Annotated in this window: 12 protein-coding genes and 1 riboswitch; of the genes, 5 read left to right on the plus strand and 7 right to left on the minus strand. The window is 69.2% G+C overall.

What is annotated here, in order from left to right:
- Positions 1-4 precede the first annotated feature (4 nt).
- Positions 5-634, plus strand: a complete 630-nt coding sequence (gene def, locus ACFV9D_RS02275; RefSeq protein ID WP_385139584.1) for a peptide deformylase — start codon at positions 5-7, stop codon at positions 632-634.
- Positions 635-703: 69 nt separating this feature from the next.
- Here def and ACFV9D_RS02280 read toward each other — a convergent pair whose 3' ends face one another.
- The 6 genes from ACFV9D_RS02280 to ACFV9D_RS02305 all read right to left on the minus strand — a co-directional run bounded on the left by ACFV9D_RS02280 (position 704) and on the right by ACFV9D_RS02305 (position 7,740).
- Positions 704-1,720: a ribonucleotide-diphosphate reductase subunit beta gene (locus tag ACFV9D_RS02280; RefSeq protein WP_385139587.1), complete on the minus strand. Its 1,017-nt coding sequence runs from the start codon at positions 1,718-1,720 to the stop codon at positions 704-706.
- Complete coding sequence (locus tag ACFV9D_RS02285; protein ID WP_385139590.1) at positions 1,720-4,095, minus strand: ribonucleoside-diphosphate reductase subunit alpha; 2,376 nt, start codon at positions 4,093-4,095, stop codon at positions 1,720-1,722. The genes ACFV9D_RS02280 and ACFV9D_RS02285 overlap by 1 nt, the downstream gene beginning before the upstream one ends.
- Positions 4,096-4,221: 126 nt before the next feature.
- Positions 4,222-4,354, minus strand: a riboswitch (cobalamin riboswitch).
- 44 nt (positions 4,355-4,398) lie between these two features.
- Positions 4,399-4,902, minus strand: coding sequence for a GNAT family N-acetyltransferase (locus ACFV9D_RS02290; protein ID WP_385139593.1), 504 nt, complete (start codon positions 4,900-4,902; stop codon positions 4,399-4,401).
- Between the two features lie 83 nt (positions 4,903-4,985).
- On the minus strand, positions 4,986-6,611 hold the full coding sequence (gene mctP / locus ACFV9D_RS02295; protein WP_385139596.1) for a monocarboxylate uptake permease MctP: 1,626 nt from the start codon (positions 6,609-6,611) through the stop codon (positions 4,986-4,988).
- Entirely contained in the window at positions 6,608-6,862 is a 255-nt protein-coding gene (locus ACFV9D_RS02300; protein WP_385139599.1) for a DUF3311 domain-containing protein, read from the minus strand. The genes mctP and ACFV9D_RS02300 overlap by 4 nt, the downstream gene beginning before the upstream one ends.
- A 113-nt stretch (positions 6,863-6,975) precedes the next feature.
- Entirely contained in the window at positions 6,976-7,740 is a 765-nt protein-coding gene (locus ACFV9D_RS02305) for a GntR family transcriptional regulator (RefSeq protein ID WP_385140432.1), read from the minus strand.
- Between the two features lie 283 nt (positions 7,741-8,023).
- Between ACFV9D_RS02305 and ACFV9D_RS02310 the strand changes: the two genes are divergently transcribed.
- The 4 genes from ACFV9D_RS02310 to ACFV9D_RS02325 all read left to right on the plus strand — a co-directional run bounded on the left by ACFV9D_RS02310 (position 8,024) and on the right by ACFV9D_RS02325 (position 12,773).
- Positions 8,024-9,301: an extracellular solute-binding protein gene (locus ACFV9D_RS02310; protein WP_385139602.1), complete on the plus strand. Its 1,278-nt coding sequence runs from the start codon at positions 8,024-8,026 to the stop codon at positions 9,299-9,301.
- A gap of 104 nt (positions 9,302-9,405) precedes the next feature.
- Positions 9,406-10,398 (plus strand): carbohydrate ABC transporter permease, encoded by a 993-nt coding sequence (locus tag ACFV9D_RS02315; RefSeq protein ID WP_385139605.1) that lies wholly within the window; start codon positions 9,406-9,408, stop codon positions 10,396-10,398.
- On the plus strand, positions 10,395-11,249 hold the full coding sequence (locus ACFV9D_RS02320; RefSeq protein WP_385139608.1) for a carbohydrate ABC transporter permease: 855 nt from the start codon (positions 10,395-10,397) through the stop codon (positions 11,247-11,249). Before ACFV9D_RS02315 ends, ACFV9D_RS02320 begins: the two co-directional genes overlap by 4 nt.
- A 9-nt stretch (positions 11,250-11,258) precedes the next feature.
- Positions 11,259-12,773 (plus strand): glycoside hydrolase family 3 protein, encoded by a 1,515-nt coding sequence (locus ACFV9D_RS02325; RefSeq protein WP_385139611.1) that lies wholly within the window; start codon positions 11,259-11,261, stop codon positions 12,771-12,773.
- A gap of 70 nt (positions 12,774-12,843) precedes the next feature.
- On the opposite strand, the gene nagB is transcribed toward ACFV9D_RS02325, so the two are convergent.
- Entirely contained in the window at positions 12,844-13,629 is a 786-nt protein-coding gene (nagB, locus tag ACFV9D_RS02330) for a glucosamine-6-phosphate deaminase (protein ID WP_385139614.1), read from the minus strand.
- Between the last annotated feature and the right edge of the window lie 299 nt (positions 13,630-13,928).

A 13,928-nucleotide genomic window follows, 5' to 3' on the forward strand; every position in this document is an offset into this window, starting at 1 on the left:
CGGAATGGCGCAGCAGGAGACTGACGAGCAGATCAACGACGGGTTCGTCGTCGACACGGAGGACTGCGAGGCGCGTGAGCTCGCGTACCGCGAGCGCGGCACGGTGCGCCCGATCACCGTCGTCGGCAACCCGGTGCTCCACCGGGAGTGCAAGGACGTCACCGAGTTCGACGACAAGCTCGCGTCGCTGATCGACGACATGTTCGCCAGCCAGAAGGCCGCCGAGGGCGTGGGCCTGGCCGCGAACCAGATCGGTGTCGACCTCAAGGTCTTCGTCTACGACTGCCCCGACGACGAGGGCGTGCGCCACACCGGCGTCGTGATCAACCCGGTGCTCCAGGAGCTGCCCGCCGACCGCCGCAGCCTGGACGACTCCAACGAGGGCTGCCTCTCGGTCCCGACCGCGTACGCCTCGCTGGCCCGCCCGGACTACGCCGAGGTGCACGGCCAGGACGCCCAGGGCAACCCGATCAAGGTCCGCGGCACCGGCTACTTCGCCCGCTGCCTCCAGCACGAGACGGACCACCTGTACGGCTTCCTGTACATCGACAAGCTCTCCAAGCGCGACCGCAAGGACGCGCTCCGGCAGATGGAAGAGGGCACGCCGCGCTACGAGACGGTCCCGAACGACTGATCCCCGTACCCGCGCATGACGAAGGGCCCCGCTCCCCCCGGAGCGGGGCCCTTCGTCGTACGGAGAGGTCTAGAAGTCCTCGTCCAGATCCACCGAGCCCTCGACCGCCACCTGGTAGGCGGACGGCCGGCGCTCGAAGAAGTTCGTCAGCTCCTGAACGCCCTGGAGCTCCATGAACGCGAACGGGTTCTCGGAGCCGTACACCGGGGCGAAGCCCAGGCGCTGGAGGCGCTGGTCGGCGACGCACTGGAGGTACTCGCGCATCGACTCGGTGTTCATGCCCGGCAGTCCGTCGCCGCACAGGTCCCGGCCGAACTGCAGCTCCGCCTCGACGGCCTCCTTCAGCATGTCGGTGACCTGCTGCTGGAGCGCGTCGTCGAAGAGCTCCGGCTCCTCCTTGCGGACGGTGTCCACGACCTCGAAGGCGAAGTTCATGTGCATCGTCTCGTCGCGGAACACCCAGTTGGTGCCGGTCGCGAGCCCGTGCAGCAGACCGCGGGACCGGAACCAGTACACGTACGCGAAGGCGCCGTAGAAGAACAGGCCCTCGATGCACGCGGCGAAGCAGATCAGGTTCAGCAGGAAGCGACGGCGGTCGGCCTGGGTCTCCAGCCGGTCGATCTTCTCGACCGAGTCCATCCACTTGAAGCAGAACTGCGCCTTCTCGCGGATGGAGGGGATGTTCTCGACCGCGGCGAACGCGGCGGCGCGGTCCTCCGGGTCGGGCAGGTAGGTGTCGAGCAGCGTCAGATAGAACTGGACGTGCACGGCCTCCTCGAACAGCTGGCGCGAGAGGTACAGCCGCGCCTCGGGGGAGTTGATGTGCTTGTACAGCGTCAGCACGAGGTTGTTGGCGACGATCGAGTCACCGGTCGCGAAGAACGCGACAAGCCGGCCGATCATGTGCTGCTCACCCGGCGTCAGCTTGGCGAGGTCGGCGACGTCCGAGTGGAGGTCGACCTCCTCCACCGTCCAGGTGTTCTTGATCGCGTCCCGGTAGCGCTCGTAGAAGTCCGGGTAGCGCATGGGGCGGAGGGTCAGCTCGAAGCCCGGGTCGAGGAGGTTCTTCTGTTCGTTGGAGCTCATTACTGGCAGGCCTCGCAGGACTCGGGGTTCTCAAGGGAACAGGCGACGGCCTCTTCGGGAGTCGCCTGTACGGGAATCGGCGCGGCGGCGGTCGTCGACGCCTGGGCCGCGCGGGCGATCCGCGTCGCCGGACGGGAGCGCAGGTAGTACGTCGTCTTCAGGCCCTGCTTCCAGGCGTACGCGTACATCGACGACAGCTTGCCGATCGTCGGCGTCTCCAGGAACAGGTTCAGCGACTGCGACTGGTCGAGGAACGGGGTGCGGGCGGCGGCCATGTCGATCAGGCCGCGCTGCGGGATCTCCCACGCCGTGCGGTACAGCTCGCGCACCTCGGCCGGGACCCAGGTGAAGCCGGCCACCGAGCCGTTGGACTCGCGCAGCGCCTCACGGGTCTGCGCGTCCCACACGCCGAGCTTCTTCAGCTCGTCGACCAGGTACGAGTTGACCTGGAGGAACTCGCCGGAGAGCGTCTCGCGCTTGAACAGGTTGGAGACCTGCGGCTCGATGCACTCGTACACGCCCGCGATCGAGGCGATGGTCGCCGTCGGCGCGATGGCGAGGAGCAGGCTGTTGCGCATGCCGACGGCGGCGATCCGCTCGCGCAGCGCGGCCCAGCGCTCCGGCCAGTTCAGCTCGACGTCGTAGTGGTCGGGGTGCAGGACACCGCGCGCGGCGCGGGTCTTGTCCCAGGCCGGCACCGGGCCGTTGCGCTCGGCGAGGTCGGCGGACGCCTCGTACGCGGCGAGCATGATCCGCTCGGCGATCCGGGTGGACAGCGCGCGCGCCTCGGGGGAGTCGAAGGGCAGCTTCAGCTGGAAGAAGACGTCCTGGAGGCCCATCGCGCCCAGGCCCACCGGGCGCCAGCGGGCGTTGGAGCGCCCGGCCTGCTCGGTCGGGTAGAAGTTGATGTCCACGACCCGGTCGAGGAACGTGACGGCCGTACGGACGGTCGCGTCGAGCCGCTCCCAGTCGATGTCCGAACCGACGACGAACGCCCCGAGGTTGACCGAGCCCAGGTTACAGACCGCGGTCTCGCCGTCGTCCGTGACCTCCAGGATCTCCGTGCAGAGGTTGGAGGAGTGGACCGTGTGGCCCGGCTCGGCGGTCTGGTTGGCCGTGCGGTTGGAGGCGTCCTTGAAGGTCATCCAGCCGTTGCCGGTCTGGGCCAGCGTCCGCATCATCCGGCCGTACAGGTCACGGGCCGGCATGCTCTTGCGGGCCAGGCCGGCAGCCTCCGCCTTGCGGTACGCGGCGTCGAACTCCTCGCCCCACAGGTCGACCAGCTCGGGCACGTCGGCCGGGGAGAACAGCGACCACTCGGCGTCGGCGTTGACCCGGCGCATGAACTCGTCCGGGATCCAGTGCGCGAGGTTCAGGTTGTGCGTACGCCGGGCGTCCTCACCGGTGTTGTCGCGCAGCTCCAGGAACTCCTCGATGTCCGCGTGCCAGGTCTCCAGGTAGACCGCGGCCGCGCCCTTGCGCCGGCCGCCCTGGTTCACGGCCGCCACCGAGGCGTCCAGGGTCTTCAGGAACGGCACGATGCCGTTGGAGTGCCCGTTGGTGCCCCGGATCAGGGAACCGCGGGCGCGGATACGGGAGTACGAGAGCCCGATGCCGCCGGCGTGCTTCGACAGGCGCGCGACCTGGTGGTAGCGGTCGTAGATCGAGTCCAGCTCGTCGAGCGGGGAGTCCAGCAGGTAGCAGGACGACATCTGCGGGTGGCGGGTGCCGGAGTTGAAGAGCGTGGGGGAGGAGGGCAGGTAGTCGAGCCGGCTCATCAGCCCGTACAGCGCCGCGACCTCGTCCAGCGCGCGCACGCTGTCGTCCTCGGCGAGGCCGCAGGCGACGCGCAGCATGAAGTGCTGCGGGGTCTCGATCACCTTGCGGGTGATCGGGTGGCGCAGCAGATAGCGCGAGTAGAGGGTGCGCAGACCGAAGTAGCCGAAGCGGTCGTCGCCCGCGGCGTCGATCAGCGAGTCGAGCCGGTCGGCGTGCAGGGCGACGAACTCGGCCGTGCGGTCGGCGATCAGGCCCTCGTGGTGGCCCACGGCGACCGAGGCGGAGAAGCACACCGCGCCCTGGTCGGCCGCCTCGTCGGCGATGGTGATCGTCAGGAGCCGGGCGGCGAGCCGGGAGTACGCGGGGTCCTCGGCGATCAGACCGGCGGCCGCCTCGGTGGCCAGCTCGCGCAGCTCGGCCTCGTCCGAACCGGCGTTGCGGCCGCGGAGCGCCGCCGCGGCGACCTTGCCGGGGTCGGTGTCGGTGAGGTCGGCGGTGAGGTCGGTCAGGGTCCGCAGAAGCACGGTCCCGGGTCCGTCGCTCTCGTTACCGTCGCTCTCGATCGCTGCGGCCGGATCGGCGGGCGCGATGGTCACGTGGGGGCTCTCCCTCGCTCGGCTCGGGGCCGGCGGGGGAGGCGGGCAGCGGGCACCCGTACGCAGGGGTGCGCCGCGCCACGGCCCACTCCGCGAGGCCCGGACGTCTGTGGCACCCGGAACGGACGGACCGGGTGCGCTGTCCGCAGGTCTTCGGACTCGGCCGGCGCACAAGCACGCCGAAACCACACCGTTGCGGGACAGTTCCGGATTTCCACCGGATTCCCCTGCAAGGACAGCGAGCACGAGCATACATGTGGGGGGCGCTCCTCGAAGCACCCCCCACATGTTGTGTCGTTGGGTTCAGAGTTCCATGCTGTAGGTGAGTAGCGGATCCATGTCCGGAATCGGCTTCCAGTCCCTTTCGGGGGTGCGGACGAAGCCCATCCGCTCGTAGATCCGGTGCGCCGAGGCCATGCGGGGCTGGGTCGACAGCACCATGCGCCGGCACCCCTCGATCTCCCGCGCCTGCTCCACACAGGCCCGTACGAGCGCCTCGCCGACGCCCCGCCCCCGCGCGTCCTTCGCCACGGCGAGCATCCGGAACTCGGCCTCGCCCTCGCGCGCGATGTCGGCCCACTCCTCGTCGCCCAGGGCGAAGGTGACCCCGCCGAGCACGGTGCCGGCGCGGTCCACCGCCACCAGCACCTCCGCCTCGGCGACCCGCCGGGCCACGTCCCGCAGCAGATGCAGATAGTCGTCGTCCTCGCCGAAGTCGAGGTGTCCGTCGTCCAGATAGGCGCGTGCGGTGAGGTCGCCGAGGGCCTCGTACTCCTCGGGTCGTACCGTCCTGATGGTGAAGTCCATGCGGCGCAGTCTGCCCCAGGGGTACGGCGAAGGGCCCGGGATTTCCGTTCGGAATCCCGGGCCCCGCGCTGTGCTCCTCGGCGTCAGTGCGAGCCGGCGCCGACCTTCGGCAGCTCGGTCCGGACTCCCGCGTCGCCCGCGTCCGCCGTGTAGTCCGACGGCGAGGTCTCGTCCACACCGTCCGGCGCCTTCACGGCCTTCAGGACGAAGGTCAGGACGACGGTGACGACCACGTTGATGACGAAGGCGGTGAGGCCGATGTAGCCGATCTCGCCGATGCCCGGGATCTCGGCGGACGAGCCGCCGAAGTGCTTCTGGGTCGGGCTGGCCACGCCGTACGCCGCCGCCGTGCCGTAGACCATGCCGACGGCCCAGCCGGCGAGCAGCGCCCAGCGGTGGAACCAGCGGGTGAACAGACCGCCGACCAGCGCCGGGAGGGTCTGCAGGATCCAGATGCCGCCGAGCAGCTGGAAGTTGATCGCGACCGTCTTGTCCATGGTGAGGACGAAGGCGAGCGCGCCGACCTTCACCAGGAGCGACACCAGCTTGGACACCTTGGTCTCCTGCTCCGGAGTGGCGTCCGGCTTCAGGAAGTCCTTGTAGATGTTGCGGGTGAAGAGGTTGGCGGCGGCGATCGACATGATCGCGGCGGGCACCAGCGCGCCGATGCCGATGGCGGCGAAGGCCACGCCCGCGAACCAGTCCGGGAACATGTTCTCGAACAGCTGCGGGATCGCGAGCTGGCCGTTGGTCACCTTCACGCCGGCGGCGATCGCCATGAAGCCGAGCAGCGCCAGCAGGCCCAGCATCAGCGAGTACAGCGGCAGGATCGTGGTGTTGCGGCGGATCACGTCACGGCTGCGCGAGGAGAGCGTCGCCGTGATCGAGTGCGGGTACATGAAGAGCGCCAGCGCCGAGCCGAGCGCGAGCGTCGCATAACCCCACTGGCCCATCTCGCCCGGCACCAGCGCGCCGCGCGGCTTGTCGGTCGCCGGGTTGATCGTCGCGTACGCCTCGCCGGCCTTGGCGAAGATCTCGTCGAAGCCGCCCAGCTTGATCGGGATGTAGATGATCGCCACCGCGATGACGATGTAGATCAGCGTGTCCTTGACGAAGGCGATGAGCGCCGGTGCGCGCAGACCCGAGGAGTAGGTGTACGCCGCGAGGACACCGAAGGCGATCAGCAGCGGCAGGTCCTTGATGAACCAGTGCGTGTTCTCGCCGCCGCCCACGCCCATCACGTCCAGGACGGCCTGGATGCCGACCAGCTGGAGCGCGATGTACGGCATGGTGGCGAGGATGCCGGTGACGGCGACCGCCAGCGACAGGCCCTTGGAGCCGAAGCGGCCGCGGACGAAGTCGGAGGTGGTGACGTAGCCGTGCTTGTGCGACACCGACCAGAGGCGGGGCAGGAAGGTGAAGATCAGCGGGTACACGAGGATCGTGTACGGGACGGCGAAGAAGCCGGCCGCGCCCGCCGCGTAGATGGCCGCCGGGACGGCGACGAAGGTGTACGCGGTGTAGAGGTCGCCGCCGAGCAGGAACCAGGTCACCCAGGTGCCGAACGACCGGCCGCCCAGGCCCCATTCGTCGAGGCTGTTCTCGTTCTCGGCCCTGCGCCAGCGCGAGGCGAGGAAGCCCATGACCGTGACGGCCAGGAAGAAGAAGATGAAGACGGCGAGTGCGACGCCGTTCACGCCGTCCTTCACTTCGACGCACCCCCCTTGCGGGCGCGCTGGTCACGCTGCCACAGCTGATAGGCGACCATGGTGAGCGCGGTCGAGATCACGACCCAGGCCATCTGGTACCAGTAGAAGAACGGGATGCCGATGAAGGTCGGCTCGACCTTGGCGTAGGAACTCACCCAGAGCATCGCCACGAACGGCGCGATCAGGCAGAGCGCCACCACGACCCGCACGGGTGTGACGGTTGGTTGTCTTCCCTGCGTTTCTTCCGACATACGACGGAACCGTCCCCTCGCTGATCACCTGTGTAATGCGCAGGAAATCTAGGGGACGGTTCCGCTCTATGGAACCCCCGTCCGAATAACGGACGGACGTGATGGGCCTTTTGTCAGCCGTTGGGCCGCTTGAGTCGCGCAACGAACTTGTATCGGTCGCCGCGGTACACCGAGCGCACCCATTCGACCGGCTCGCCCTGCGCGTCCAGCGAGTGGCGGGAGAGCATCAGCATCGGCAGGCCCACGTCCGTACCGAGCAGGCCGGCCTCGCGCGGGGTGGCGAGGGAGGTCTCGATGGTCTCCTCCGCCTCGGCGAGGTGCACGTCGTACACCTCGGCGAGCGCCGTGTAGAGCGAGGTGTACTTCACCAGTGAACGGCGCAGCGCGGGGAAGCGCTTGGCCGACAGGTGCGTGGTCTCGATGGCCATCGGCTCGCCGCTCGCGAGCCGCAGTCGCTCGATCCGCAGCACGCGCCCGCCGGGCGAGATGTCGAGCAGGCCGGCGAGCGTGTCGTCGGCGGTGACGTACCCGATGTCGAGCAGTTGCGAGGTGGGCTCCAGGCCCTGGGCCCGCATGTCCTCGGTGTACGAGGTGAGCTGGAGCGCCTGCGAGACCTTGGGCTTGGCCACGAACGTGCCCTTGCCCTGGATCCGTTCCAGCCGGCCCTCGACGACCAGCTCCTGCAGGGCCTGGCGCACGGTGGTGCGCGAGGTGTCGAACTCGGCGGCGAGCGTGCGCTCCGGCGGGACCGGTGTGCCGGGCGGCAGGGTCTCCGTCATGTCGAGCAAGTGCCGCTTCAGTCGGTAGTACTTGGGCACGCGCGCGGTGCGGGTGGTGACCCCGCTGTCCTTCTCCGTGCCGCCCGCGTCCGTGGCCATGGCCTGCCTTCCCGACTCCTGTGCTGCTGCCGTCACCGGCTCCTCCGTCTGTCGCGGCTCACATGGTGGCACGGACCGGTCACGGGTCGTCGCCCTCCCTCAGGTGTCGGTCCGATAACGGACGCGACTGCCCTTCTTATACACCCTTGACACCCCTAAAGGTCTAGGCCAAGCTCCGGGTACTGGTCTAAACCATTAAAGACCAGGTCCCAGCCCCACGAGCACTACTCGACGTATGTCTTCGCGCGGTGGGGGGGTTGCAGGCATCCCTGAGGAGGGTGGCGTGAAGCGCAAGCTCATCGCGGCGATCGGCGTCGCGGGCATCATGGTCAGCATCGCCGCGTGCGGTTCCGACAAGAGCGGGGACAACGCCGGCGGCGACGCCAAGGAGCTCACCGTCTGGCTGACGGTCGACGCCCAGAACAACTGGCCCGAGCTGGTCAAGGCCGCCGACGACGCGGTGACCAAGAAGCACCCGGGCGTCAAGATCAAGCACGAGTACTACGGCTGGCCGGACAAGAACACCAAGCTCGACGCGGTGCTCGCCACGGACAAGGCCCCGGACGTTGTCGAGATGGGCAACTCCGAGATGATCAGCTACATGGCCAAGGGCGCCTTCGCCGAGGTCGACGCCTCGAAGTTCGACAACTCGGACAAGTGGCTCGACGCCCTCAAGGACTCGGTCACCTACAACGGCAAGACCTACGGTGTCCCCTACTACGCCGGTGGCCGTGTGGGCACCTGGCGCAAGGACATCGCCGCCGAGGTCGGCGTCAAGGCCGCCCCGAAGACCTGGGCCGAGCTGACCGCCGCGCTCGACGCCATCCAGAAGAAGAAGGGCGACAAGTTCAGCGCCTGGTACCAGCCGTCGCCGGACTGGTACGCCGCGATGTCCTTCGTCTTCGACGCCGGCGGCTCCATCGCCAAGCAGGAGGGCGAGACCTGGAAGTCGAACCTCTCCTCGCCGGAGTCCGTCAAGGGCCTGAACGAGTACAAGAGCATCCTCGACACGTACATGCACGGCGACAAGACCAAGGACGAGGCCGACCGCCCGGTCGTCTTCGGCCAGGGCAACGCCGCCACGATGTTCGCCGCCGGCTGGGAGGGCGCCACCGCCGCCGACCCGAAGAGCGACAAGGTCGGCGGGCTGCTGGACAAGCTCGAGAACTTCGTGATGCCCGGCCCGTCCGGCAAGAACCTCCCCGTCTTCCTGGGCGGCTCGGACCTGGCCATCCCGGTCAAGTCCAAGGCGCAGGGCCTCGCGGCCGAGTGGATCAACGCCTACACCGGCGCCGAGGGCCAGAAGGGCCTCGTCGCCAAGGGCAACCTGCCCAACAACAAGGCGGACCTCGCCCCGCTGAAGTCCGACCCGGCCACCACCGTCGCGGCCACCGCCGCCGAGTCCAGCTGGTTCGTCCCGACCGCTCCGGGCTGGGGCCAGGTCGAGAAGGCCCAGATCCTCAAGACGATGCTGATCGACATCGCCAACGGCAAGAAGTCGGTCGAGGCCGCCGCCAAGGACGCGGACACCGCGATCGACAAGGTCATCAACACCAAGTGACCTATGGGCAGGGCCCCGTCACCCCGGCGAGTGAGCCGAGCCTCAAATAGGGGCGACGGGGCCCTGCTTCCCGTACCACGAGAGGGATCGCTGAGGAGCACGGGATGAGTGCCGCAGACACAACCACCGCGAAGGTGCCGCCGGTGCGGCAATCGCCACCATCCGGCCCGGGGGCCGGTGCCCCGAAGCCGGGGAAGAAGCCCACCAACGGCGGAGGAGGAGTCCCCTGGCTCCTGCTCGCGCCGTGCCTGCTCGTCCTGCTCCTGGTGCTCGGCTATCCGCTGGTGCGGCTGGTCACCCTCTCCTTCCAGCACTTCGGACAGCCGCAGCTCTGGGGCTTCCAGGAGGCGGAGTCGGCCGGCTTCGCCAACTTCACCAAGATCCTCGGTGACAGCGAGTTCTGGGCCGTCGTCCTGCGCACCGTGATCTTCGCGGGCGGCGCCGTGGTCCTCACGATGGTCCTCGGCATGCTGATCGCCCTGCTGCTCCAGCGGGTCTCCGGCTGGGTCAAGGCCCTCATCAACATCGTGCTCGTGGCGAGCTGGGGCATGCCCATCATCGTCGCCACCGCCATCTTCAAGTGGCTCTTCGACGCCGACTACGGCGTCCTCAACTGGCTGCTGAGCAAGCTGCCCGGCGTCGACATGATCGGCCACAACTGGTTCGCCAGCGGCCCGCAGGGCCTCGCCGTCATCATGCTGCTCGTCGTCTGGGGCGCCGTGCCCTTCGTCGTCATCACCCTGAGCGCCGGTCTGACCCAGGTCCCCAAGGAGCTGGAAGAGGCCGCCCGCCTCGACGGCGCCGGCGCCTGGGGCGTGTTCCGCTTCGTCACCCTGCCGATCCTCAAGCCGATCATCGTCATGCTGACGACGCTCTCGGTGATCTGGGACATGGGCGTCTTCCCGCAGGTCTACGTGATGCGCAACGGCCACCCCGAGGCGGAGTTCCAGCTGCTCACCACGTACTCGTTCGACAAGGCGTTCGTCGTCAACGACTACGGCACCGGCTCCGCGATCGCTCTCGTCACGGTCCTCCTGCTGCTCGGAGTGGTCGCCGTGTACATGCGTCAGATGCTCAAGATCGGAGAGGTGGAGTGACCACGACCACCGCGGCCCCCGCCGTCACCCGCCGCCGCAAGTCCAAGCTCGGCTGGAACCTGCTCGGGCTCCTCGTCTTCGTCGTCGTCGGCTTCCCCGTCTACTGGATGGTGAACACGGCGTTCAAGCCGGCGAAGGACGCCATCGACCCCAACCCGCACTTCTTCCCCACCACGTTCACGGTGGAGAACTTCAAGCGCGCACTGGAGATCGCGGACTTCTGGGGACCGGTCACCCGCAGCCTCATCGTCTCGTCGGTGGTCGTCGTCATCGGCATCGTGGTCGGCATGCTGGCGGCGCTCGCCATCTCCCGCTTCGCCTTCCGCGGCCGCAAGATCGTGATCGTCGGCATCCTCGCGGTCCAGATGGTCCCGCTCGTCGCGATGATCATTCCGGTCTTCCTGATGCTGAACGACCTCGGCCAGTACGACAAGATCACCGGCCTGATCATCACCTACCTGACCTTCATCCTGCCCTTCACGGTGTGGACGCTGCGTGGCTTCATCGTCAACATCCCCAAGGAGCTGGAGGAGGCAGCCCAGGTCGACGGCTGCACCCGCACCGGCGCGTTCATCCGGGTCGTCTTCCCGCTGCTCGCCCCGGGCATGGTCGCCACCTCCGTCTACGGCTTCATCCAGGCGTGGAACGAGTACCTGTACGCGCTGATGCTGATGAGCCAGCAGAACCAGACGGCCACCGTCTGGCTCGGCAACTTCATCACGAAGAACGGCACGGAGTACGCCCCGATGATGGCGGGCTCCACCATGATGGCCGTTCCCATCGTGATCCTCTTCCTCCTCGTCCAGCGCAAGATGGCCGCCGGCCTGACGGCCGGCGCGGTGAAGGGATAACGCCGCATCATGACCACACTCGTCAGCGCCTCGGACACCCTGACCCGTGACGCGCTCACCGTCCTCCAGCCCGGCTTCGTGGGCACGACGGCGCCCGACTGGCTGCTCCGCAGGATCGGTCAGGGGCTCTCCTCCGTCGGCCTGTTCGGCCGGAACATCTCCTCTCCCGAGCAGCTCGCCGCGCTCACCGCGCGGCTGCGGGCCGAGCGGGACGACGTCCTCGTCGCCATCGACGAGGAGGGCGGAGACGTCACCCGCCTGGAGGTCCGGCGCGGATCGTCCTTCCCCGGCAACTACGCGCTGGGCTCGGTCGACGACGTGCACCTCACCCGGGCCGTCGCCGAGGAGCTCGGCCGCCGGCTCGCCGCCTGTGGCGTCGACCTCAACTGGGCGCCCTCGGCCGACGTGAACTCCAACGCCGACAACCCGGTCATCGGCGTCCGGTCCTTCGGCCCGAGCCCCGAACTCGTCGCCCGGCACACCGTGGCGTACGTCGAGGGCCTCCAGGCCGTCGGCGTCGCCGCCTGCACCAAGCACTTCCCCGGACACGGCGACACCAACGTGGACTCGCACCACGCGCTGCCCCGCATCGATGTGGATCCGGACACACTGCACGCCCGTGAGCTGCTGCCTTTCCGCGCCGCGATCGCCGCGGGTACCAAAGCGGTGATGAGCGCGCATATCCTGCTCTCCGCGCTCGACCCGGACCGTCCGGCGACCCTGAGCCCGCAGATCCTGACCGGTCTGCTGCGCAAGGAGCTGGGCTTCGACGGGCTGATCGTCACCGATGGCATGGAGATGCAGGCCATCGCGTCGACGTACGGCATCGAGCGCGGATCCGTCCTCGCGATCGCCGCGGGCGCCGACGCCATCTGCGTCGGCGGCGGGCTGGCCGACGAGGACACCGTACTGCGGCTGCGCGACGCGCTGGTCGAGGCGGTACGGACCGGCGAACTGCCCGAGGAGCGGCTGGCCGACGCCGCGGCGCGTGTACGCGCCCTGGCGGCCTGGACCCAGGCGCACCGGGCCAGGGGGGCTGTATCGGGGCCGGGCGCGGCAGTGCAGGAGGGGACCGCGCCCGGCACCGACATCGGACTGGTCGCCGCCCGCCGGGCCGTGCAGACGACGGGGGAGCGGCCCTACACGCCGATGACCAGTGCTCCCTATGTCGCCGCCTTCACACCGGTCGCCAACATCGCCGTCGGCGACGAGACGCCGTGGGGCGTCGCGGCGGAGCTGGAGCGGCTGCTGCCCGGCACCCAGACCGGCTCGTACGACGAGCCTTCGGTGGACGCGGTCCTCGCCGCCGCGGGGGAGCGACGGATCGTCGCGGTCGTACGGGACGCCCACCGCCACGCGTGGATGACCGAGGCCCTGGACGCCCTGCTCGCGGCCCGACCGGACACGGTCGTGGTGGAGATGGGCCTGAACCAGGCCGAGCCCCGTGGCGCCCTGCACATCGCCACGCACGGCGCCGCCCGCGTGTGCGGCCGGGCGGCGGCGGAGGCCATCGCCGGGCTCTGAGACCGGTACGCGAGGGGCCCGGCACCTGAACCAGGTACCGGGCCCTTCGTCGTACGGGCGCGCGTACGCCCTAGATGCCCTGCCAGGCGGGCTTGTTGGCGAAGGTGTGGCGGAAGTAGTCCGCGAGCTTCAGCTTGGACGCGGCGGCCTCGTCCACGACGACCGTCGCGTGCGGGTGCAGCTGCAGCGCGGAGGCCGGTACGAGCGCGGCGACCGGTCCTTCGACGGTCTGGGCGACGGCGTCGGCCTTGCCCTCGCCGGTGGCGAGGAGGACCAGGTGGCGGGCCTCCAGGATGGTGCCGATGCCCTGGGTGATGACGTGGTGCGGCACCTGCTCGATGTCGTTGTCGAAGAAGCGCGCGTTGTCGACCCGGGTCTGCTCGGTGAGCGTCTTGATCCGCGTCCGCGAGGCGAGCGAGGAGCACGGCTCGTTGAAGCCGATGTGCCCGTCGGTCCCGATGCCGAGGATCTGCAGGTCCACCCCGCCGGCGTCGCGCAGGGCCCGGTCGTAGGCCTCGCAGGCCGCCTGGACGTCCTCGGCCGCGCCGTCGGGCCCCATGAAGGCCTCCTGGGAGAGCCCCAGCGGCTCCACGACCTGACGCAGCACGGTGGAGCGGTACGACTCCGGGTGCCCCGTGGGCAGCCCGACGTACTCGTCCAGCTGAGCGATCCGGGCGCGCGAGGCGTCCACGGAACCGGCCTTGACCTGCGCGATCAGGGCCTCGTAGATGGGCAGCGGAGTCGAACCCGTGGCAACGCCGAGCAGCGCGTCGGGCTTGCGGCGCAGGAGGCCGACGATGCCGTCCGCGATGAGCTCTCCGCCTGCCGTGGCGTCCGGGACGATGACAACTTCCACGCTTTGCCTGCCGATCTGGTGAGGGGCTGGTGAGGGGCCTGGTGGTATAGACCAATCAAAGCTCAATCTAGCAGAGCGGAGGCCGTCCGCTCAGGCCCTTCCGGCCGCTGGACGATGCCATCCCCATGGTCGAACGGGACGGCCTCCGCAGCCACCGGAACCAGGCCTGCTGAGGCTGTACGGCGCGGTCCTTCAGGGCATGTCCCGGCGGGCGCGCGACGGGGCGACCCGCGCGGAGCTGGAGGCGGTGGCGGAGGCGGCGATGCCGGCGGCGCCGGTCGGGGGGCTGAAGGCCCCGG

Source organism: Streptomyces sp. NPDC059875, assembly GCF_042731085.1.
Lineage (GTDB): Bacteria > Actinomycetota > Actinomycetes > Streptomycetales > Streptomycetaceae > Streptomyces.